Source organism: Rhodococcus sp. NPDC047139 (assembly GCF_040643435.1).
GTDB lineage: Bacteria > Actinomycetota > Actinomycetes > Mycobacteriales > Mycobacteriaceae > Rhodococcus.
In genome coordinates this window covers 30,070-49,827 of record NZ_JBEYUH010000007.1, presented here as the reverse complement: position 1 = coordinate 49,827, position 19,758 = coordinate 30,070, and the positions used below count along the sequence as shown (strand labels likewise).

14 protein-coding genes and 1 pseudogene are annotated in these 19,758 nt (G+C 67.3%); 7 read left to right on the top strand and 8 right to left on the bottom strand.

The window, feature by feature from the left end; all coding sequences use genetic code 11:
- Positions 1 to 266 precede the first annotated feature (266 nt).
- The 5 genes from ABZ789_RS11005 to htpG all read right to left on the bottom strand — a co-directional run bounded on the left by ABZ789_RS11005 (position 267) and on the right by htpG (position 7,693).
- The gene (locus ABZ789_RS11005; RefSeq protein WP_358423283.1) at positions 267 to 1,265 is read right to left on the bottom strand and encodes an alpha/beta hydrolase family protein; all 999 of its coding nucleotides are present in this window, start codon (positions 1,263 to 1,265) and stop codon (positions 267 to 269) included.
- A gap of 1,160 nt (positions 1,266 to 2,425) precedes the next feature.
- On the bottom strand, positions 2,426 to 4,051 hold the full coding sequence (gene groL / locus ABZ789_RS11000; RefSeq protein ID WP_358423280.1) for a chaperonin GroEL: 1,626 nt from the start codon (positions 4,049 to 4,051) through the stop codon (positions 2,426 to 2,428).
- A gap of 257 nt (positions 4,052 to 4,308) precedes the next feature.
- Positions 4,309 to 4,833: a DUF6764 family protein gene (locus tag ABZ789_RS10995; RefSeq protein ID WP_358423277.1), complete on the bottom strand. Its 525-nt coding sequence runs from the start codon at positions 4,831 to 4,833 to the stop codon at positions 4,309 to 4,311.
- A gap of 113 nt (positions 4,834 to 4,946) precedes the next feature.
- Positions 4,947 to 5,723 (bottom strand): HAD-IIA family hydrolase, encoded by a 777-nt coding sequence (locus ABZ789_RS10990; RefSeq protein WP_358423274.1) that lies wholly within the window; start codon positions 5,721 to 5,723, stop codon positions 4,947 to 4,949.
- 44 nt (positions 5,724 to 5,767) lie between these two features.
- A complete protein-coding gene (gene htpG / locus ABZ789_RS10985) occupies positions 5,768 to 7,693 on the bottom strand; it encodes a molecular chaperone HtpG (RefSeq protein WP_358423271.1) in 1,926 nt (641 codons plus the stop codon).
- A gap of 121 nt (positions 7,694 to 7,814) precedes the next feature.
- On the opposite strand from htpG, the gene ABZ789_RS10980 reads away from it, so the two are divergent.
- Positions 7,815 to 9,053 carry an FAD-dependent oxidoreductase gene (locus tag ABZ789_RS10980; protein WP_358423268.1) on the top strand — a complete coding sequence of 413 codons (1,239 nt, stop codon included), beginning with the start codon at positions 7,815 to 7,817 and terminating at the stop codon, positions 9,051 to 9,053.
- A gap of 37 nt (positions 9,054 to 9,090) precedes the next feature.
- Here ABZ789_RS10980 and ABZ789_RS10975 read toward each other — a convergent pair.
- Positions 9,091 to 9,600: pseudogene (locus ABZ789_RS10975) on the bottom strand (PadR family transcriptional regulator); the annotation flags it as partial.
- A 107-nt stretch (positions 9,601 to 9,707) separates the two neighbouring features.
- On the opposite strand from ABZ789_RS10975, the gene ABZ789_RS10970 reads away from it, so the two are divergent.
- Positions 9,708 to 10,286, top strand: a complete 579-nt coding sequence (locus tag ABZ789_RS10970; RefSeq protein WP_358423265.1) for a DUF1707 domain-containing protein — start codon at positions 9,708 to 9,710, stop codon at positions 10,284 to 10,286.
- On the opposite strand, the gene ABZ789_RS10965 is transcribed toward ABZ789_RS10970, so the two are convergent.
- Together ABZ789_RS10965 and ABZ789_RS10960 are read right to left on the bottom strand one after the other, a co-directional pair.
- The gene (locus ABZ789_RS10965; RefSeq protein ID WP_358423262.1) at positions 10,228 to 11,019 is read right to left on the bottom strand and encodes an SDR family oxidoreductase; all 792 of its coding nucleotides are present in this window, start codon (positions 11,017 to 11,019) and stop codon (positions 10,228 to 10,230) included. The genes ABZ789_RS10970 and ABZ789_RS10965 overlap by 59 nt on opposite strands.
- A gap of 62 nt (positions 11,020 to 11,081) precedes the next feature.
- On the bottom strand, positions 11,082 to 11,585 hold the full coding sequence (locus tag ABZ789_RS10960) for a pyridoxamine 5'-phosphate oxidase family protein (RefSeq protein WP_358423259.1): 504 nt from the start codon (positions 11,583 to 11,585) through the stop codon (positions 11,082 to 11,084).
- Positions 11,586 to 11,740: 155 nt separating this feature from the next.
- Here ABZ789_RS10960 and ABZ789_RS10955 point away from each other — a divergent pair, with 155 nt between their 5' ends.
- From ABZ789_RS10955 to ABZ789_RS10935, 5 genes are all read left to right on the top strand, one after another.
- The gene (locus tag ABZ789_RS10955; protein WP_358423256.1) at positions 11,741 to 15,226 is read left to right on the top strand and encodes a TM0106 family RecB-like putative nuclease; all 3,486 of its coding nucleotides are present in this window, start codon (positions 11,741 to 11,743) and stop codon (positions 15,224 to 15,226) included.
- A gap of 93 nt (positions 15,227 to 15,319) precedes the next feature.
- Positions 15,320 to 15,784 carry an SRPBCC family protein gene (locus ABZ789_RS10950; protein ID WP_358423253.1) on the top strand — a complete coding sequence of 155 codons (465 nt, stop codon included), beginning with the start codon at positions 15,320 to 15,322 and terminating at the stop codon, positions 15,782 to 15,784.
- A 116-nt stretch (positions 15,785 to 15,900) separates the two neighbouring features.
- Positions 15,901 to 16,623, top strand: coding sequence for a phosphatidylserine decarboxylase (locus tag ABZ789_RS10945; RefSeq protein ID WP_358423250.1), 723 nt, complete (start codon positions 15,901 to 15,903; stop codon positions 16,621 to 16,623).
- A complete protein-coding gene (locus ABZ789_RS10940; protein WP_358423247.1) occupies positions 16,620 to 17,537 on the top strand; it encodes a phosphatidylcholine/phosphatidylserine synthase in 918 nt (305 codons plus the stop codon). The genes ABZ789_RS10945 and ABZ789_RS10940 overlap by 4 nt, the downstream gene beginning before the upstream one ends.
- Positions 17,538 to 17,558: 21 nt before the next feature.
- On the top strand, positions 17,559 to 19,757 hold the full coding sequence (locus ABZ789_RS10935; protein ID WP_358423244.1) for an AAA family ATPase: 2,199 nt from the start codon (positions 17,559 to 17,561) through the stop codon (positions 19,755 to 19,757).
- The last annotated feature ends 1 nt before the right edge of the window (position 19,758 follow it).

Genomic DNA, 19,758 nt, shown 5'->3' with positions numbered 1-19,758 from the left:
TGGGAGAGCAGAGAGAAGATGAACGTGATGACTTCGGTGATCGTGGTGCTACCCATGAAGCCTCCTTGGACGTGGGGAAGTGAAGAAACTGCGACACAACAACTTTCAGGCGCCCTGTGCCGTAGGTCACATTACGGCCGGCGAACCGGCTCGTCAATACCCTGGAAAGAACAAGTAAAATTGAAACATGTTACACAAGAACAGCTTCCAGCATCGACCCGCGAGTCCCACCAGGAGCGGGACACGCTCGGAATCCTTCCGGTCGATCAGGACTCGATAGCCCTCGCAATCATCGGCCACGAGTTGTGGAGGTCGTCCTGCCAGTACCCCCACGAGTGGGTGCCGGCAGCGCGGAACTCGAAATGTGCCGGGATACCGAGCTCTCCGAGGCGGACGGCGAGACGACGGGTGCAGTCGTCGACAGCCGCCTCGATGATTCCGCCCACCACAACCTGATTCGCCAACAGCGCCGGGTCGCCGTCGACCGATCGCGCATCGAGATGCTCGTGCCGGCCCGGCAGACCGCTGGCGGACGAGATGTACAGCGCGTGTCCGCGTAGCCTGTCGGCGTTCACATAGGGGTCGTTCTCGATCCACCCCTGTCCGTCCGACGGTCCCCACATGTTTTCGACATCTGCCCTGCCACGACTTTCGACCACGGTGCGGACGTAGAGTCGGCCGAGTTCCGTACTGGTCTCGGCACAGCCGCTGTACGCGCCGACCGCCCTGTACAGTCCCGGACGCGAAATCGCCAGACTCAGAACCGATGTCCCCGACATCGACAGTCCCGCGATCGCGTTGACGCCGGTGGTTCCGAACTGCGCGTCGATGATCGGCGGGAGTTCGTGGGTCAGAAAGGTGGTCCACTTGTTGCGACCCAGCGCAGGATCGTCCCGCATCCAGTCGGTGTAATAGCTGAACGCCCCGTCGAGAGGGGTCACCACGTTGACGTTCTTGTCCGCGAAGAAGGCGTCGATATCCGTCTGCGCGTCCCAGTTCGCGATCCCCTCGCCGCCGCTGGCTCCGTTGAGAAGGTACAGCGTGGGGCGCGGTCGATTCGTATCGGCGGGCGTCCGCACCCGCAGTCGCACGACGCGATCCATCGCGGCCGAGTACACGTGGGCGACGACCGTGCGGGCGTTCTCGACTTCGACCCGGGACAGATGAGGAGCCGGCCGCGCAGACGTTCCGGCCGGAAAGCCGAGGAGGATCACCGCGATCACCGAGACGGCAACCAGGATCCGTCGAACTCCAGCCGAGATCATCGCACCCCCATCTCCGCCTGAGCGGAAAGAGTCCGGTTTGCCGTTCCCCGACAACGGGACTATGTATACCCGATGGTCCGCGCAAAAGCGACGAATCGGTCGAGTTCGTCTCGTACGGCCATGGAGCGCAGTCCGTCGGGGTGTCGACAGACGGAGAGGAAATCCCGTACCCCCGATTCCATTGAGGTACGCGTAATACGGCCTACCGGAGCGACGAGAGTCGATCGGCGGGACTTCGTCGGCGGTCGACCCCACGGCGTTGCCCGATTTCGCACTGTGGATTCTGATGCCCAATAGCCCGCAGCCGGATTGCACTATTTCACCACTCGTAATTCGACGATATACATTCGTTATATATTCGCGAATCTGCCACCCGACCAGCGCCGAGTAGAGACGATTTCGTTATCTGGCTCTGCGAGCCCTCGAACACTGTGTGACACTCGCATTGCGCTCACAGTTGGGCGTGAGAAGAAAGAATGGCAGCAGCGCTGTCGAAGAACCGAAGGGAGACAACATGCTGGATCTTCTGAATCAGCTCGTACAGGTCGGCTTCGAGGGCATCCGTGACGTTCTCGGAATCCTCGGAACCGGAAGCGTCGAACTCGGTGGTTCCGTGAGCGGCGCTGGGGCGTAACGCTCCTCGATGGGGGATCGGAGGGTTTTCCCATCGAATTGCTACCGGGGGTCGGCCGTGGCGGAAGTACGCTGCGGCCGGCCCCCGGTCCACATCGATCTTCCTGCGCAATCTCCCATGAGTGGGTGCCGGTCGGCCGGAACTCGAGATAACGGAGGATGTCGAATTCTTCGTTCCTCGTCGCTGGTAGCAGAGTGCAGCCGATCCACGAATGCTCCGATAATGCCTTTGAGCATGCCTCGATCATCAGCACTTCAGGCGTGACCGGCGTCGATGAGGCGCTGGATCGCATTCGAAATCGTATTCGCCAGGCAGTCCCCGTAGCCGACGAGATATACAACGTGCTGCCTCGCAAAAGCTCAGCGCGCGCAAATGTTCGCAATTTCGGCCGGTGCAAGTCCGCTTCGACCACGGCCGCAGCCGAGAAGGACATGGCCCGGCGTGAGGTCCACGCACTCAACTCGGGCACGAGCACGAGGCCCGACCCCACCTGGTGGGATCGGGCCTCGTGTGGCTCAGGGGCGGATCAGAAGTCCATGCCGCCCATGCCGCCGGTCGGGTCGCCCATGGGAGCGGCGGCCTTCTCCGGCTTGTCGGCGACAACTGCCTCGGTGGTGAGGAACAGCGCCGCGATCGACGCAGCGTTCTGCAGCGCCGAGCGGGTGACCTTGACCGGGTCGTTGATGCCCGCAGCGAGCAGGTCCTCGTAGTCGCCGGTCGCAGCGTTCAGGCCGTGGCCGGCCTCGAGGTTGCGGACCTTCTCGGCGACGACACCGGGCTCGAGGCCGGCGTTGAAGGCGATCTGCTTCAGCGGCGCCTCGAGGGCAACCTTGACGATGTTGGCACCCGTGGCCTCGTCACCCTCGAGCTTGAGGTCGTCGAGGACCGGAGCGGCCTGCAGCAGGGCCACGCCACCACCGGCGACGATGCCCTCTTCAACGGCAGCCTTCGCGTTGCGGACGGCGTCCTCGATGCGGTGCTTGCGCTCCTTGAGCTCGACCTCGGTCGCAGCGCCGGCCTTGATGACGGCGACGCCGCCGGCCAGCTTCGCGAGGCGCTCCTGCAGCTTCTCGCGGTCGTAGTCCGAATCCGAAGCCTCGATCTCGGCGCGGATCTGGTTGACGCGACCGGCGATGGCATCGGGATCGCCCGCGCCCTCGACGATGGTGGTCTCGTCCTTGGTGACAACGACCTTGCGTGCCTGGCCGAGCAGCTCGACGCCGGCGGTCTCGAGGGACAGGCCGACCTCTTCGCTGACGACCTCGCCACCGGTGAGGATGGCGATGTCGGCGAGCTGGGCCTTGCGGCGGTCGCCGAAGCCCGGAGCCTTGACGGCAACCGACTTGAAGGTGCCGCGGATCTTGTTGAGAACCAGGGTGGACAGAGCCTCACCCTCGACGTCCTCGGCGATGATCAGCAGCGGCTTGCCCGACTGGATGACCTTCTCGAGCAGCGGCAGCAGGTCCTTGACCGTCGAGATCTTGGAGCTGACGAGCAGGATGTAGGGATCCTCGAGCACTGCCTCCTGACGCTCTGCGTCGGTGGCGAAGTAGAGGGAGATGTAGCCCTTGTCGAAGCGCATACCCTCGGTCAGCTCGAGCTGGAGGCCGAAGGTGTTGGACTCCTCGACGGTGATGACGCCTTCCTTGCCCACCTTGTCGATGGCCTCGGCGATGAGCTCACCGATCGCGGGGTCGCCGGCGGAGATGCCTGCGGTCGCAGCGATCTGCTCCTTGGTCTCGACTTCCTTGGCGGTGTCGAGCAGCTTGGCGGTGACGGCCTCGACGGCCTTCTCGATGCCGCGCTTGAGGCCGAGGGGGTTGGCGCCGGCAGCAACGTTGCGCAGACCCTCGCGAACGAGAGCCTGGGCGAGCACGGTTGCGGTGGTGGTGCCGTCACCCGCGACGTCGTCGGTCTTCTTGGCAACTTCCTTGACCAGCTCGGCGCCGATCTTCTCGTACGGATCCTCGAGCTCGATCTCCTTGGCGATGGAAACACCATCGTTGGTGATCGTGGGGGCGCCCCACTTCTTCTCGAGAACAACGTTGCGACCCTTGGGGCCCAACGTCACCTTGACTGCGTCGGCGAGGCTGTTGAGGCCACGCTCGAGGCCGCGACGGGCCTCTTCGTCGAACGCGATGATCTTGGCCATTGCGAAGTGATCCTCCGGGTATGGGGGTGACACCGGAGCGATCGCTCGTCGGATCGCTCCATGTACGCCTGCGGCCGGAATCAGTGCCCGCGACGGACGACCAGGGGTGTCGAAAACCCGGTCTCACCGTCCCGACCTGGCACTCACGTGTTGCGAGTGCTAAGTGCATTCTTAGCACTCGGGGGTGGCGAGTGCAAGATTACCGGCACCCGCCACCCCCGTCAGGCGATCCGCCGATCGCCGACTACGCGCTCGACTCACCGCGGCGTGGAACCGACCCCCACGGCGCACCACTGGCCCGTCGCGGTGTTGACCGCGAACGACTGAGCCCCGACGCACGTGACACCGGTGGTGTCGGCGGTAGCGCCGGACCCCCAGCCCGCGATGGACACGGTCGTCGCCGGGCCCTGCGCCCACGAGTGGCTCAATCCCCCGCCGAGTGCGTATGCATAGGAACGACCGCCGTCACGAGCCGCACTGAGCGCCGTGCCGAAGCCCGTCGCGTGGGCTTCGGCGGCGCCGGAGGTCTGGGCCACCGACACTGCGGTGCCGCTGTCGGCCGCATAGGAACGCGCGAAGGCGTCCTGGGCGGTGGCGCCGCAGCTGGCGGCCTCCGATACCAGGATCTCGTTGGCAGAAGGAGGGGACACACAGGTCACCGGCGCGGCCGCGGCAGTGCCGGTACCGAACAGCGCGGCCGAGGCCACCCCGACGGAAACCAATACACCGGCGCGGAGCGAACGACGCGCGGTGAGAACGGAACGGAAGAAACGGATGGACAAGAACGGCTCCTCTGCACTGGAGTGCCTCTACGCGAAAGGCTGCGTCTACGCGAACGGGACGAACGCCCCGGCGGTAGGGTACCGACCACATCCGCCTCACGCGAGAGCACGTGTCACAGGCTGCCGAGGAGTTCGGGAAGATCTGCGACCGAATCGATGACGTGGTCCGGACGGTCGACCGCCAGATCCAGTACCGACTGCCGAAACTTGCCGGTGCGCACCAGAATTCCGGTCATTCCGAGACGCTGACCGGGGACGACCTCCCCCGCCAGATCGTCTCCGACGACCACCATCCGATCGGGTTCGACCCCCAGCCGCTCCGCCGCGGCGAGGAAACCGCGCAACGAGGGCTTGCCGACCGAGACCACCGAACGACCGGTGAGTTCCTCGAGTCCCGCCAGGTAGACCCCGGTGTCGATGCGGAGTCCGTCGGCGGCCTGCCAGGACAGCGCCCGGTGCATCGCGATCACCGGCACGTCCTCGAGCATCAGTTCTGCGACGCGGCTCATCGCCCGGTGGGTGAAGCTGTCGCCTGCACCGCCGAGGATCACGACCTGCGGATCGTCCTCGTCCAGGACGATGCCCTCCAGGTCTGCGGCGATGTCCCCCTCGTTGAGGACCCAGCAGCGCAGGCCCGGATAGGTCTGCCGGACATGGTCCACGGTGAGGGACACCGCAGTGACGATCTCGTCCGGCGCCACCTCCATCCCCAGATCGGTGAGGCGCTCCGCGATCTGCGCGCACGTCCGGGAGGTCGTGTTGGTGAGAAAGGAGCGGCGGACGCCCTCGGCGCGCAAGCGTGCCAGTACGTCCGCCGCTCCTGGGACGGGCTGCCAGTCGGTGACGAGCACACCCTCGATATCGAACAGCACCCCGTCCACATGCGTCATGGGTCGAGCCTATCTGCGGGATCTCTCGCGGCGAAACGCTCGGGCTACACGCTTCCCGCGAGACGCTCGGCGAGCAGTCGGGTGAAGCGTGCCGGGTCCTCCACCTCGCCACCCTCGGCGATCAGAGCCATACCGTGGAGCAATTCGGCGACGTCGGCGAGCGAGGCGTCGTCCGGCCGTTCGGCCCGGGCGGTGCGCAGACCCGACACCAGTGGGTGATCGGGGTTGAGCTCGAGGATCCGCTTGACCCGCGGCACGGGCTGGCCCGACGCCTTGTACATCCGCTCGAGTGCGGGCGACATGCTGAAGGTGTCGCCGACGATGCAGGCCGGGGAGGTCGTCAGGCGCGACGAAAGCCGCACATCCTTCACCTGGTCGTCGAGGGTCTCCTTCATCCACGACAGCAGGTCGCCGAACTCCTTTTCCTTCTCCTCGCGTTCGGCTTCGGCCGCCTTCTTCTCGTCCTCGGTTCCGAGGTCGACGTCACCCTTGGCGATGGACTGGAAGGGCTTGCCCTCGAACTCGGGAACCGAGGTGACCCACATCTCGTCCACGGGGTCGGTCAGCAGCAGGACCTCGATGCCCTTGTCCCGGAACGCCTCCATGTGCGGAGAGCTCTCGAGCAGTTGCCGCGACTCGCCGGTCAGATAGTAGATCGCGTCCTGGCCGTCCTTCATGCGCTCGACGTATCCGGCGAGCGTCGTCTGCTCCTCGTCGCTCGCGGTCGAGTCGAACGACGAGATCGCCAGCAGCGTATCGCGGTTGTCGGTGTCGGAGATCAGGCCTTCCTTGACGACCCGGCCGAACTCGCGCCAGAACTTCTTGTACTTGTCCTGATCGTTCGCCGCCATGTCCTTGACGGTCGCGAGCACCTTCTTCGTCAGGCGCCGGCGAATCGCCCGAATCTGCCGGTCCTGCTGCAGGATCTCACGAGAGACGTTGAGCGACAGGTCTTGCGCGTCCACCACACCCTTGACGAAGCGGAGGTACTCGGGGACGAGATCCTCGCAGTCGTCCATGATGAACACGCGCTTGACGTACAACTGCACACCGGTCCGGCGTTCGCGGGCGAACAGGTCGAACGGTGCGTGTTCCGGGATGAACAGCAGAGCCTGGTATTCGAAGGTTCCCTCGGCCTTCATCGGGATGATTTCGAGCGGCTCGTCCCAGGCGTGGGCGATGTGCTTGTAGAAGTCCTTGTACTCGTCGTCGGAGACTTCGTCCCGCGAACGCGCCCACAGCGCCTTCTGCGAATTGAGGGTCTTCGTCTCGAAAGTCACCTCGTCGGTGCCGTCCTCCGACTTCGTGGTGCGCGAGACCTCCATGCGGATCGGCCACGCGATGAAGTCCGAGTACTTCTTGACGATCTCCTCGAGCTTCCACTGCGAGGTGTAGTCGAACAGATGGTCCTCGGCGTCCTCGGGCTTGAGATGCAGGATCACGGCGGTGCCCTGAGGTGCGTCGTCGACCTCCGCGATGGTGTAGGTGGATTCACCGCTCGACTCCCACCGGGTGCCTGCGCTCTCCCCGGCCTTGCGGGTGACGAGGGTGACCTTGTCGGCGACCATGAACGACGAGTAGAAGCCGATACCGAACTGACCGATCAGTTCCTCGGATGCCGCAGCGTCCTTGGCCTCCCGCAGTTTCTGCCGCAGCTCGCCGGTACCGGATTTCGCGAGGGTGCCGATGAGGTCGACCACCTCGTCGCGGGTCATGCCGATGCCGTTGTCGCGCACGGTGAGGGTGCGTGCGTCCTTGTCGACCTCGAGCTCGATGTGCAGGTCCGAGGTGTCGACATCGAGATCCTTGTTTCGGAACGACTCGATCCGGAGCTTGTCGAGAGCGTCGGACGCGTTGGAGATCAACTCGCGCAGGAAGGTGTCCTTGTTCGAGTAGATCGAGTGGATCATCAGATCCAGCAACTGCCGCGTCTCGGCCTGGAATTCACGCTGTTCGACGTTCGTACTCATTCCGGTTTCCCTTTCCACAAGCAGAACTTCCCCGGAAATAGTAAGCCGTCGGCGAGTCCGGCCCGGCAGGCGCTTCCGGGGCATGATGGAGGGACTGGCTTCGTGACTGGGGAGGTTGGCGATGGCCGTGCGTCGAACAGTGATCGTGGGTGCGGGGATCGTGGGCCTGTCCACCGCATGGTTCCTGCAGGAGCGCGGTATCGAGGTCACCGTGCTCGATCGGACCGGTGTCGCCGGTGACGCGTCGTGGGGGAACGCGGGGTGGATCGCCCCGGCGCTGACGCTCCCGCTGCCCGAGCCGGCCGTCCTGCGCTACGGGCTGCGGTCGATGTTCCGGCCGTCCTCCCCGGTCTACATACCACCTACTACTGATCTGCGTCTGCTGCGCTTCCTCGCCGACTTCGCCCGGCACTGTACGGCGCAGCGCTGGACGTCGGCGATGGAAGTGTTCGCGCGCGCCAACCGGCTCGCACTCGACGCATACGGCCAACTCGCCGCAGGTGGCGTCGCGGAACAGACCCGGCTCGCCGACCCGTTCCTGGCAGCGTTCACCTCGGACTCCGATCGCGAGACACTGATCGAGGAGTTCGGTCGCGCGCGCCGAGCCGGTAGCGAGATCGACTTCGATCCGATCGACGCGGACACCCTCCACTCACTCGAGCCGCTGCTCGGTGATGCCGTGCGGGCGGGTGTGCGGATTCGGGGGCAACGGTTCGCCGACCCGCCGCGGTTCGTCGCATCGCTGGCCGATGCGGTACGCGCGCGGGGCGGCGAGATCGCGACAGGCACCGAGGTTGTGCGGGTGCGCGACACCGGGCGCGGAGTGGATGTCGTCGTCGACGGCGGGGACTCCCGTTCCGCGGATGCTGCGGTACTCGCGAACGGGGCGTGGCTGGGACCGCTCGCGCGACCGTTCGGCGTGCGCACGCGGGTCCAGGCGGGCCGGGGATACAGCTTCAGCGTGCGGCCCCCGGGCATTCCGAAGAACCCGATCTACTTTCCGGCTCAGCGGGTGGCGTGCACACCCTTGCACGACAGGTTCCGGATCGCAGGAATGATGGAGTTCCGCAGCGCCGATGCGCCGCTCGACCCGCGACGTATCCGAGCGATCGTCGAGGCGACGCGACCACTGCTGAGGGATGTCGACTGGGAAGAGCGACGCGAGGAATGGGTGGGTTCGCGGCCGTGCACGGCCGATGGGCTTCCGCTGATCGGCCGCACCCGCTCGGATCGGGTCCATGTCGCCGGTGGACACGGGATGTGGGGTGTGGCGCTCGGTCCTCTCACCGGCCGGCTGCTCGCCGAGGCGATGACCGGCGAGCCGGATCCGTTGCTCCGCTCCTTCGATCCTCTTCGCTGACCCGCTCGACTCGACCGGCGTCGTCGGACTCGAGATCGAGACGGTCGCACACGCGGCCGAACCATTCGAGGACCGCGCGTTCGTAGAGGATGCCGAAATCGAGTGTCGCTGCGGCGTGCGGCGGGAGATCCTCCGCGATCGACTCCTGTTCGTACGCAGCCAGCTGGTGCTCATGCTTCTTCCGGTGCTCGGCGAGGATCGCCGCGAGACGACCGGCGGGAAGATGCTCGCCGAGAGCCACCGTGAGCAGCAACGGGTGACGGATGTTCTCGTCACCGGGCTCGCGTTCGATCCACTCGGCGAAGGCCCGGCGTCCGGCCTCGGTCAGCACGAAGGGCTTGCGGTCGCGTGGCCCCTTCTCCCCTGCTTCGATCAGCCCCTTCCGCTCCATGGCTGCCAGTTCCCGGTAGACCTGACTCGTCGTCAGCGACCAGAACTTGCCGATGCGTTCCTGGGCGGTGGAGACGAGATCCCAGCCCGTTTTCGGGCCTTCGTGCAGAAATCCGAGCAGGGACGCGGCAGTGGCGTTCAGCGGACGTCCGGTCATTTCCGTCGTTCCTCCGATCGGTCGGCGAAAAGGGGTTGACATTCCACTGTGGCATATCCACTCTGGAAGTCGGCGATATTCCACTGTGGAACATCTTGGAGGCCACCATGGAGTACACATCCCCCGCCGCCTCGCCCGATCCCGAGACTCCGGCCCGAGCTCCGCTGCGCATCTCGGACGCCGAACGCGAAGCACTCGTCGACGAGCTGGGACGCCATCTCACCGCCGGAAGGCTGACGATCGCCGAGTTCGACGAGCGTGTGGCCCGGGTCTACCACGCGACGACGCGGGACGACGCGGCCACCGTCCTGGCCGACCTGCCGTCCGCGCCGCCGGCCGCCCCTGCCCGCAGCGCCGGGAATCCCGCCCCGCGCCTGGGCCCACCCCTCCACCAACGCCTCGAGTGGGGCGCATGGGTGGCCGCGGGATCGATCAATCTCGTGGTGTGGGCAGCGGTTTCGCTCGGTTCCGGCTCGATGGTCTATTTCTGGCCCTTCTGGGTCATCGTTCCGTGGGGCATCGTGCTGGCGGCCCGCAGCATGCTCGGGATCGACGGTGGGCGGGCCCGCCGGACGGTCGACGACCACGCACTGCGCGCACACCGGAAGCAGCTGCGCCACGCGGCCGTCACGCACCGGCGTGCACTGCCTCCGCACTGTGCACGATCGAGCCGAACCTGGTGCTGATGTTCTCGAGATAGTGCGGGTGGGTCAGGATGTAGGGAACGTCGAGCGAGATTCCGCGCACGACGATCTCACCGGCCGTCTCGGGCGCCATCCCGGCGTTTCCGCCCTTGATGTGTTCCACCTGCCGGACCTCACCACCGAGCCGCGCGGTGCTGTCGTCGAGCCCCGAACGTACGAGGCCCGGACAGAGAACCGATACACCGACCCCGTGCGGGGCGAGTTCGGCACGTAGCGCTTCGGACATGGAGACGACGGCGGCTTTCGCGGCGCTGTACACGCCTCGCCCCGGCACACCGGCGGTCAGCCCCATGACCGAGGCCGTGTTGACGATGTGCCCGTGCCCACGCTCCCGCAGGTCGCTCGCGAAGGCCGAGACACCGTTGAACACCCCGGTGATGTCGATGTCGATCACGGTGTCGAAGACACGAGGATCCAGATCAGCGAAATCGGTTCCGTTGAACCCGATTCCGGCGTTGTTGACAAGTACGTCGACCGGCCCGAAGGCCTGCTCGGCCTCCTGCTTGGCGGTGCGCCATCCTTCGCGGTCGCGTACATCGAGGACGGCGCCGCCGAAGGCACCGGACCGCTCGGCGAGCGTCACCTCGATCGCAGCAGCGTCGATGTCGGCGATCGTGACAGCCACCCCGTGCCGGGCGAGCGCATCGGCGATCCCCCGGCCGATACCGCTCGCACCGCCGGTGACGAAGGCGTGCCGCGCGGAGGCGATGTCCATGACGAGTTCCGTTCTCGAGGAGGAGTTCCAGGTCGTGAGGGGTCCGGACGGGCCGGCGACGCTCAGCCGGGCCTGCGAATCTTGCCGAAGTCCCAGCTCCGCAGGCTGTGCGGAGTGACTCGCAACCATGCATGGCGCCCGTCGGCCGTGAACTCGTCCCGGCCGGCGTATTTGCGCGCGAAGGAGAGTTCGACTCCGCGCAGCAGCTCGTCCTCGGTGGTGCGTGACACCACCTCCGGACTCGACCCGCGCGGGACGTCGCCGACGCTCACCGCGGTTCCACGTACCTCCACACCACGCAGATCCGTGAACTGTTCGCCACCGTCGACGACGACCGCGATACGCGGATCCTTCTGCAGGTCGGCCCACCGACGACTGCGCACGAGCGAGTTCAGCCACAGGAAGGCGCCGTCCCAGACGAACCACAGTGGAGCGACGTGAGGGCCGCCGTCACCACCGAGCGTCGCGACACGGCAGGTTCTCTCGGTCGAGAGGAAGAGGTCGATCTCCTCTTTCGTCATGGAAATTCCGGCGCCGCGTTTGCGCAGCGTGCCGCTTCCGCCCATCACCCCTCCTACGTGCAGAATCCGCACCAAGAACAATATTCTCAGTAGTGAGAGAGATGTTCTCATCCGAGCAGTGCGAAAACAACCGTCCGAGCAGTACCGGTCGTCTGGGATAGTCGGGCCAGTCCTGCCCCATGCCGGAGACGGAGCCGCCGATGTTTCTCCTCGACGACAGGCCGGTTCTCGGCACGGGAGATCTCACCCGTGCGGCCTCCTGCGAGTTCGCCTTCCTTCGCGCACTCGACTCGGCTCTCGGCCGGGTTCCCCGTTCGCGATCGGAACCCGACCCGCTGTTCGAACGAGTCGCCGCGATCGGTGGCCACCACGAGCAGCGCGTCCTCGACCGCTTCCGCATGCAGGTGGGCGCAGAGAATGTCGTCGAGATCCCTCGACCCGACTACACCGCAGAGGCCCTCGCAGAAGCGGCCCACGCGACACTGGAAGCCGTTCGTGCCGGAACACCCGTCGTCTACCAGGGCGCATTCCTCGACAGCGCGTCCACTTCGGCCGGGTCGAGTCCGGTCGGCATGCTCGGTTTCTCCGACTTCCTCGTACAGGAGGACGACGGATATGCCGTGTACGACAGCAAACTCGCGCGCCGCGCGAAGGTCGAGGCCCTCCTCCAACTCGCCGCCTACGCGGACGCCCTCGAACGCACCGGGACGGCCGTGTCCTCCCACGCGCATCTCGTCCTCGGCGACGGTTCGATCGCCTCCTATCCGCTCGCGGACATCCTCCCCGTCTACCGGCGTCTGCGCACGGCCGTCGTAACCCTCCTAGAGGAGCACCGCGTCGCCGGGGGTCCGGTGCGCTGGGGGTCGGGAGACCACACCGCGTGCGGCCGGTGCGAGGAGTGTGCTCCCGAGATCGAACGGCACCGCGACCTGCTGCTCGTCGCCGGGATGCGCCGCGCGCAGCGACTGCTCCTGATCGAAGCCGGCGTGGCGACCATCGACGACCTCGCCACCCGGAAGACACCCGTGGACGGGATCGCGCGCCGCACCTTCGACAACCTGCGAGCGCAGGCACGAGCCCAGCTCGAACAGCAGAAGCAGGGCCGGCCCTATGCCGAGGTCCACAACGCCGCCCCGCTCGCTATCCTGCCCGCCCCCGACGACGGCGACATCTTCTTCGACTTCGAAGGCGACCCGCTGTGGTCCGAAGACGGTAGTTCCGAGTGGGGCCTCGAGTATCTGTTCGGCGTCGTGGAAGCCTCGGCCGAGGCCCCGAACTTCCGGCCGTTCTGGGCACACGATCGGGAGCAGGAGCGCCGGGCACTTCTGGACTTCCTCGACTATGTCGCCGAGCGTCGACGTCGGTACCCGAGGATGCACATCTATCACTACGCCCCGTACGAGAAGACCGCCCTGCTGCGCCTGGCGGGTCGCTACGGGGTGGGCGAGGAAACCGTCGACGACCTCCTGCGCGAGGGTGTCCTCGTCGACCTCTATCCCGTGGTTCGGGGCGCGATCCGGGTGGGCGCACCGTCGTACGGGCTCAAGGATCTCGAACCGCTCTACACACAGGCGCGGGAAGGTGAGGTCCGTGACGCGGGCGCATCGATCGTCGCGTATGCGGACTACTGCGCGCTGCGCGATGCCGGGCGACACGAGGAGGCGGAGCAGGAACTCGCGTCGATCGCCTCCTACAACCGGGACGACTGCGTCTCGACCCTTCGCCTGCGCGACTGGCTGCTCGCCCACGCGCGCGAGCACGGTGTCGCCCCGAGCGAGATGCGGCACGACGAAGCAGCCGTCGCGGCGGAGCCGCACCCTGCGGAGACGAAGCTGCTCGAATACGTCGGGGGTGCACTCGCCGGGGACCGCACCCCGGAGCAGCAGGCAGCCGCCCTGCTCGCCGCCGCGATCGGATACCACCGTCGGGAACGGAAACCGTTCTGGTGGGCACACTTCGATCGACTGTCCGTGCCGACGGACGAATGGGCCGACAGCCGCGACACGCTGGTCGCCGCGAGTGTCGTGGTCGAAGCCGGCTGGCACAAGGCCACACCCCGGCAGCGACGGCTCCGGCGCCGGTTGCGCATCTCGGGTGAGTTCGATCCGGGCAGCTCGTTGCGGCCCCAGGACTCGGTCTTCCTGCTGTACGACGTGCCGGGGCCGGACGGCCTGCCCGACGGCGGTGCCGGGACGCGCGCGTGGTCGGGTGGGACGGTCGTCGAGCGCACCGCGGGGTCCGATCATCCCGACGTGCTGGTCGTCGAGGAATTGCTGCGGACCGACGAGCAGTACTCGGCACTCCCTGTGGCCGTCACGCCCGGCCATCCGATCTCGTCTCCGAACATCGAAGCGGCGATCGCCTCCGCGGCCGAGGCGATGTGCAGCGAGTTGCCGGCACTGCCGTCGACCGCGGCGGTGGACGTGCTGCGCCGCATCCCCCCTCGCCTGCGCTCCGGTCCGGGTCTGCCACCACTCGGCGACGATGCCGCGGAAGCGATCACCACGGCCGTTCTCCACCTGGACAATTCGTATCTGGCGGTGCAGGGTCCACCCGGTACCGGCAAGACGTACACCGGAGCCCGTGTCGTGGCGTCGCTGGTGCGCGATCACCGCTGGCGCGTCGGCGTGGTCGCACAGTCGCACTCGGTGGTCGAGAACATGCTGGCCGGCATCGTCGGAGCGGGAGTCCCGCGCGATGTGGTCGCCAAGGCGAAATGTCAGAGCGCGGAACCGGCCTGGACGGCCTTCCCGGACGCGACGAGTCTTGCCGCGCATCTCGACAGTTCGCAGGCGGGTTATGTGGTGGGCGGAACCGCCTGGGACTTCACGAACCCGAAGTGCATCGCGCCCGGCAGCCTCGACCTGCTCGTCGTCGACGAGGCCGGCCAGTTCTGCCTTGCCAACACGGTCGCGGTGGCCACAGCCGCATCGAATCTGCTGCTGCTCGGCGATCCCCGGCAGCTCCCCCAGGTCTCGCAGGGCGTCCATCCCGAACCGGTCGACGAGTCGGCACTCGGATGGCTCACGGAAGGGCACGGCACCTTGCCTGCCGAGAGAGGTTATTTCCTGCCGGTGACCTGGCGGATGCATCCGGATCTGTGCGCGCGAGTGTCCGATCTGTCGTACGAGGGACGACTGCACTCGAAGTCCGATCTCACGACGCGCCGAGCGCTCGACGGTGTCCGGCCGGGAGTTCATCTCGTCGAGGTGGCACACGACGGCAACGCGACCTGTTCGGCCGAGGAGAGCGCCGAGATCGTACGCAGGATCGGTTCCGTGCTCGGGACCGCCTGGACGGAGGACGCCGACTCGCCGCCGCGCCTCCTGGGCGAGGAGGATGTCCTGGTCGTCGCGCCGTACAACGCGCAGGTCGCTCGCCTGCGGCAGGACCTGGCCGCAGCCGGCCTGCACCGCGTACAGGTGGGCACGGTCGACAAGTTCCAGGGCAGGGAGGCACCGATGGTGTTCGTGTCGATGACCGCCTCCGCCGTCGAGGACGTGCCGCGAGGCATGTCGTTCCTGCTCTCCCGCAATCGTCTGAACGTCGCCCTCTCACGCGGCAAGTGGGCGGCGGTGGTCGTGCGGTCCCGACTGCTGACCGATCACCTGCCGTCGACTCCCGGCGGCCTGGTCGAGCTCGGAGCGTTCCTGCGCCTCACCGAGCCCGCCCGCACCGTCGAGTGACCGCACTCACATTGTCCGTTAGGATCGACCGCAATCCCGTTACTTCGGGTAGCAGATATACGGGAACCCGATTCCTCGAGAACAGGAGTACACGTGTCGAAGACGCTCGAGGCCACGATCGAGATCGCCGCCTCCCCCGAACAGGTGTGGCGAGTTGTATCCGACCTGAAGCGAATGGGCGAGTGGAGCCCGCAGTGCCGCCGGATGATCGTGCGCGGTGGACCGGTGTCGGAAGGCACCACCACGATCAACATCAACAAGAAGGGCCTGCTGGTGTGGCCGACGACCGCGAAGGTCGTCGCGTTCGAGCCCGGCCGCCGCTTGAGCTTCCGAATCAACGAGAATCGCACGATCTGGTCGTTCACCCTCGAACCCTCTGCCACCGGCACGCGGGTCACCCAGCGCCGCGAAGCCCCTTCCGGAACGAGCAAACTCTCGCAGACGCTGATCAAGTATGTTCTCGGCGGCACCGAGGCGTTCGACGACGAACTGACCATGGGGATGAACGCGACTCTCACACGCCTGAAGAACGAGATCGAGGCAGGCGCACGGGTCTGACCCTCCACCTTCGGCTGACGTACGCTGGAGTGCCTGTGGACCGACAGGACCCGCCCACTCACGGGCGGGTCCACTGCGGTCCACAGCTCACCGATCGCCAGCGATAAGAGGAGCCCGTGGCACGAAAGCCGACGCCCGCCGGAACACCCCCCACCAGCGGTGTAGCCCACCTGGTCGACCTTGTCAGGCATGTGATCCCGCCCATGCATCCAGGCGGAATCCCCTTCGTCGCAGCTCCCTTGGCCGTGGCGGCACTCGGCCGCCGTAAGCCCTGGCTGCGCCGCGCCGGCCTCGCATCGGCTCTCGCGAGCGCCACCTTCTTCAGGCATCCGCATCGCGTGCCCCCCAACCGGGTCGGAGTGGTCGTCGCTCCGGCCGACGGCGAGATCGCCCTCGTCGACAGCGCAGTTCCGCCCGCCGAACTCGGCCTCGGTACCGAAGAACGACCGCGGGTCAGCATCTTCCTGTCCGTCCTCGACGTACACGTACAGCGCAGCCCCGTGGGCGGAACGGTCCGCTCGGTGGTCCACACCCCCGGCAAATTCCTCTCCGCCGATCTCGCCGACGCGAGTGAGGTCAACGAGCGCACGAGCATGCTGCTCGAGACCCGCGACGGCGCCGAGGTGGCGGTCGTCCAGATCGCAGGGCTGCTCGCGCGCCGCATCGTCAACGAAGCGCAGGTCGGCGACACCCTGCCGATCGGTGACACCTACGGCCTGATCCGCTTCGGCTCGCGTGTCGACACGTATCTGCCGGTCGGCAGCACGCTGCTGGTCGAACGCGGTCAGCGGACGATCGGCGCGGAGACCGTGCTCGCCCAGTTGCCCGCGATGTCGTGAGTCCGCATCCGCAGGGGGCGCGTGCGGTCGCGGCCGCGCCGCCCCGGAACCGGTCGAATGTCGTTCGCCTGTTGCCGAGTGTCATCACGATCCTGGCGTTCTCGGCCGGTCTGTCGGCAGTGAAGTTCGCGCTCGACGGCGAGCTCGGTATCGCCCTCGGCATGATCGGCGCCGCAGCGGTGCTCGACTCGCTCGACGGCCGCATCGCCCGCATGCTCGACGCGACCAGCAAGATCGGCGCCGAACTCGACTCCTTGTCCGACGCCGTGGCCTTCGGGGTCGCGCCGGCGCTGGTGCTGTACGTGACGATGCTCGACGGCAGCCCCTTCGGCTGGATCGTCGCCCTGTTCTACGCGGTGAGCCTGGTGCTCCGACTCGCACGTTTCAACACTCTCCTCGAGGACGACAGCGTCCCTGCCTATGCGCGCGAGTACTTCGTCGGTGTACCGGCTCCCGCCGCCGCCCTCGTCGCACTCGTGCCGGTCGCGGCCTACATCCAGTGGGGCGAAGGCTGGTGGACCACCTACGCACTGGTAGCGGCGTGGATCCTCGGGACGGCCGGCCTGGCGGTCAGCCGAATCCCCACCTTCGCGATGAAGTCGGCGTCGGTGCCCGCACGCCTCGCGGTCGTGCTGCTCGTGCTGGTCGCGGTGGCTGCGGCGGCGCTGGTCACCTACCCGTTCATCCTGATGCTCGTGCTGGTGGGGATCTACCTCGCGCACATTCCGTTCGCGGTCCGCTCGCGGCGGTGGGTCGCGGCCCGGCCGGAGACCTGGGACATCAAACCCTCGGAGCGGCGCGCACTGCGGGCACGCAACCGCGCGGAGCGTCCCCGCCGCGTCGCGGCCCGGCGGGTGGCCACGACGGCGAGATCACAGGCCCGACTCGGCTTGCGCCGCCCGCGCGGACGCTAGTCACGTTCTAGGCTCGGCGGAGTGACGACCCCACAACTCTCACTCACCGTCCGGCTCAATACGTCCGCTGCCGACGCACGCCGCGGTGTCGTGCGTCTGCACCCCGAAGCGCTGGCCGCACTGGGCCTGCGGGAATGGGACGCGATCGCACTCGTGGGTGCCCGCCGCACTGCGGTGGTGGCGGGCCTCGCGCCGGTCGGCACCCCGACCGGCACGATCCTGCTCGACGATGTCGTGCTGTCCAATACCGGGCTGAAGGAGGATGCGAGCGTCGTCGTCTCCCCCGTGACGGTGTACGGGGCTCGCACGGTGACGGTCACCGGATCGACCCTGGCGCGGCAGTCGATTCCGGAGACCACACTGCGGCAGGCGCTGCTCGGCAAGGTGGTCACCGTCGGCGACGCGGTGTCGCTGCTGCCCCGCGATCTCGGACCGGGCACGAGCAACGCCGAGACGACGCGGGCGCTGTCACGGACGTTCGCGATCGCATGGACCACCGAGTTGCTCACCGTCTCGGCGGTCGATCCGGCCGGACCGGTGAGCGTGCAGCCGAACACCGCCGTGGTGTGGGGTGGCGGCCCGGCCTCCGCCTCCCTACCGTCCGGGTCCGCATCGGCCTTCTCGTCCCCCGCGACCGTCCGGCCCGAGCCTGCAGCCGCATCGGTTCCCGCACCCCCGCCGGTCGAGGATCTCGTGGGCGTACAGGCTCAGGTCGCGAAACTCACCGAATGGCTCACGCTCTCGCTCGACGAACCCGAACTGCTCCGCACCCTCGGCGCCTCGCCGCATCTCGGCGTGCTCGTCACCGGCCCGGCCGGGGTCGGCAAGGCGACCTTCGTGCGTTCGGTCGTCGCGGACCGGCGTCTGGTGGAGGTCGACGGACCGAGTATCGGCGCGCTCGCCGCCGACGAGCGGCTGCGACGAATCTCCGCCGCGGCCGACTCCGTGCGCGGCGGTGGTGTCCTGCTGCTCACCGACGTCGATGCCGTCCTGCCCTCCGACACCGAACCGGTCGCGACGTTGATCCTCGACGAACTGCGGCGGGTCGTCGACACCGAAGACGCGGTGCTGATCGCCACCACAGCGCACCCCGACGGCGTCGACGCCCGATTACGTGCCCCCGAGATCTGCGACCGCGAACTGTCCCTGCCGTTGCCCGACAGTGCGACCCGCCGCGCCCTGCTCGACGTGCTTCTGCGCTCGGTGCCTTCCACCGATCTCGATCTCACCGCCGTCGCGGGTCGCACCCCCGGTTTCGTCGCCGCCGATCTCGCCGCGCTGTGCCGCGAGGCCGCGCTGCGCGCGGCGTCCCGGGCGAACCGTGACGACGAGAAGCCGTCGCTCGTCCAGGGCGACCTGCTCGGCGCCCTCGAAGTGATCCGTCCTCTCTCACGCTCGGGCACGGAGGAGCTCGCGATCGGCAGTGTGAGCCTCGATGACGTCGGCGACATGGTCGAGACCAAGCAGGCCCTGACCGAAGCCGTCCTGTGGCCCCTGCAGCACCCCGACTCCTTCGAACGTCTCGGCGTCGATCCGCCACGCGGTGTGCTGCTGTACGGCCCGCCCGGGTGCGGCAAGACCTATCTCGTCCGTGCTCTCGCCGGCACCGGACGCCTCAGCGTCCACGCGGTCAAGGGCGCCGAGCTGATGGACAAATGGGTCGGGGCCTCCGAGAAAGCGGTACGCGAGCTGTTCGAGCGTGCCCGCAACTCCGCACCGGCGATGATCTTTCTCGACGAGATCGACGCCCTCGCGCCGCGCCGTGGACAGAGCTCGGATTCCGGAGTGTCCGATCGGGTGGTCGCCTCGTTGCTCACCGAACTCGACGGTGTCGAACCGCTGCGTGATGTCGTGGTGGTCGGGGCGACCAACCGGCCCGACCTGATCGACCCCGCGTTGCTGCGCCCCGGTCGGCTCGAACGTCTCGTGTTCGTGCCGCCGCCGGATGCCGACGCGCGTGCGGCGATCCTGAAGACGGCGGGACGGTCGGTGCCGCTCGACGACGACGTCGATCTCGACGACCTCGCCGCCGGGCTCGACGGATATTCGGCCGCGGACTGTTCTGCGCTGCTGCGTGAGGCCGCGCTCGCGGCGATGCGGCGCAACGTCGATGCTGCGGTGGTCACGGCGGAGGACGTCGCGGTGGCCCGCGAGAAGGTGCGACCGTCACTCGACCCGGTCCAGGTCGCACATCTGAAGGCCTATGCGGAGGGCCGTTGAG

Excerpts from the sequence above, each read along its gene's own strand:
- ABZ789_RS11005 (WP_358423283.1), bottom strand. The coding sequence starts at position 1,265 with ATGATCTCGGCTGGAGTTCGACGGATCCTGGTTGCCGTCTCGGTGATC.
- groL (WP_358423280.1), bottom strand. The coding sequence starts at position 4,051 with ATGGCCAAGATCATCGCGTTCGACGAAGAGGCCCGTCGCGGCCTCGAG.
- ABZ789_RS10990 (WP_358423274.1), bottom strand. The coding sequence starts at position 5,723 with ATGACGCATGTGGACGGGGTGCTGTTCGATATCGAGGGTGTGCTCGTC.
- htpG (WP_358423271.1), bottom strand. The coding sequence starts at position 7,693 with ATGAGTACGAACGTCGAACAGCGTGAATTCCAGGCCGAGACGCGGCAG.
- ABZ789_RS10980 (WP_358423268.1), top strand. The coding sequence starts at position 7,815 with ATGGCCGTGCGTCGAACAGTGATCGTGGGTGCGGGGATCGTGGGCCTG.
- ABZ789_RS10970 (WP_358423265.1), top strand. The coding sequence starts at position 9,708 with ATGGAGTACACATCCCCCGCCGCCTCGCCCGATCCCGAGACTCCGGCC.
- ABZ789_RS10965 (WP_358423262.1), bottom strand. The coding sequence starts at position 11,019 with ATGGACATCGCCTCCGCGCGGCACGCCTTCGTCACCGGCGGTGCGAGC.
- ABZ789_RS10960 (WP_358423259.1), bottom strand. The coding sequence starts at position 11,585 with ATGGGCGGAAGCGGCACGCTGCGCAAACGCGGCGCCGGAATTTCCATG.
- ABZ789_RS10955 (WP_358423256.1), top strand. The coding sequence starts at position 11,741 with ATGTTTCTCCTCGACGACAGGCCGGTTCTCGGCACGGGAGATCTCACC.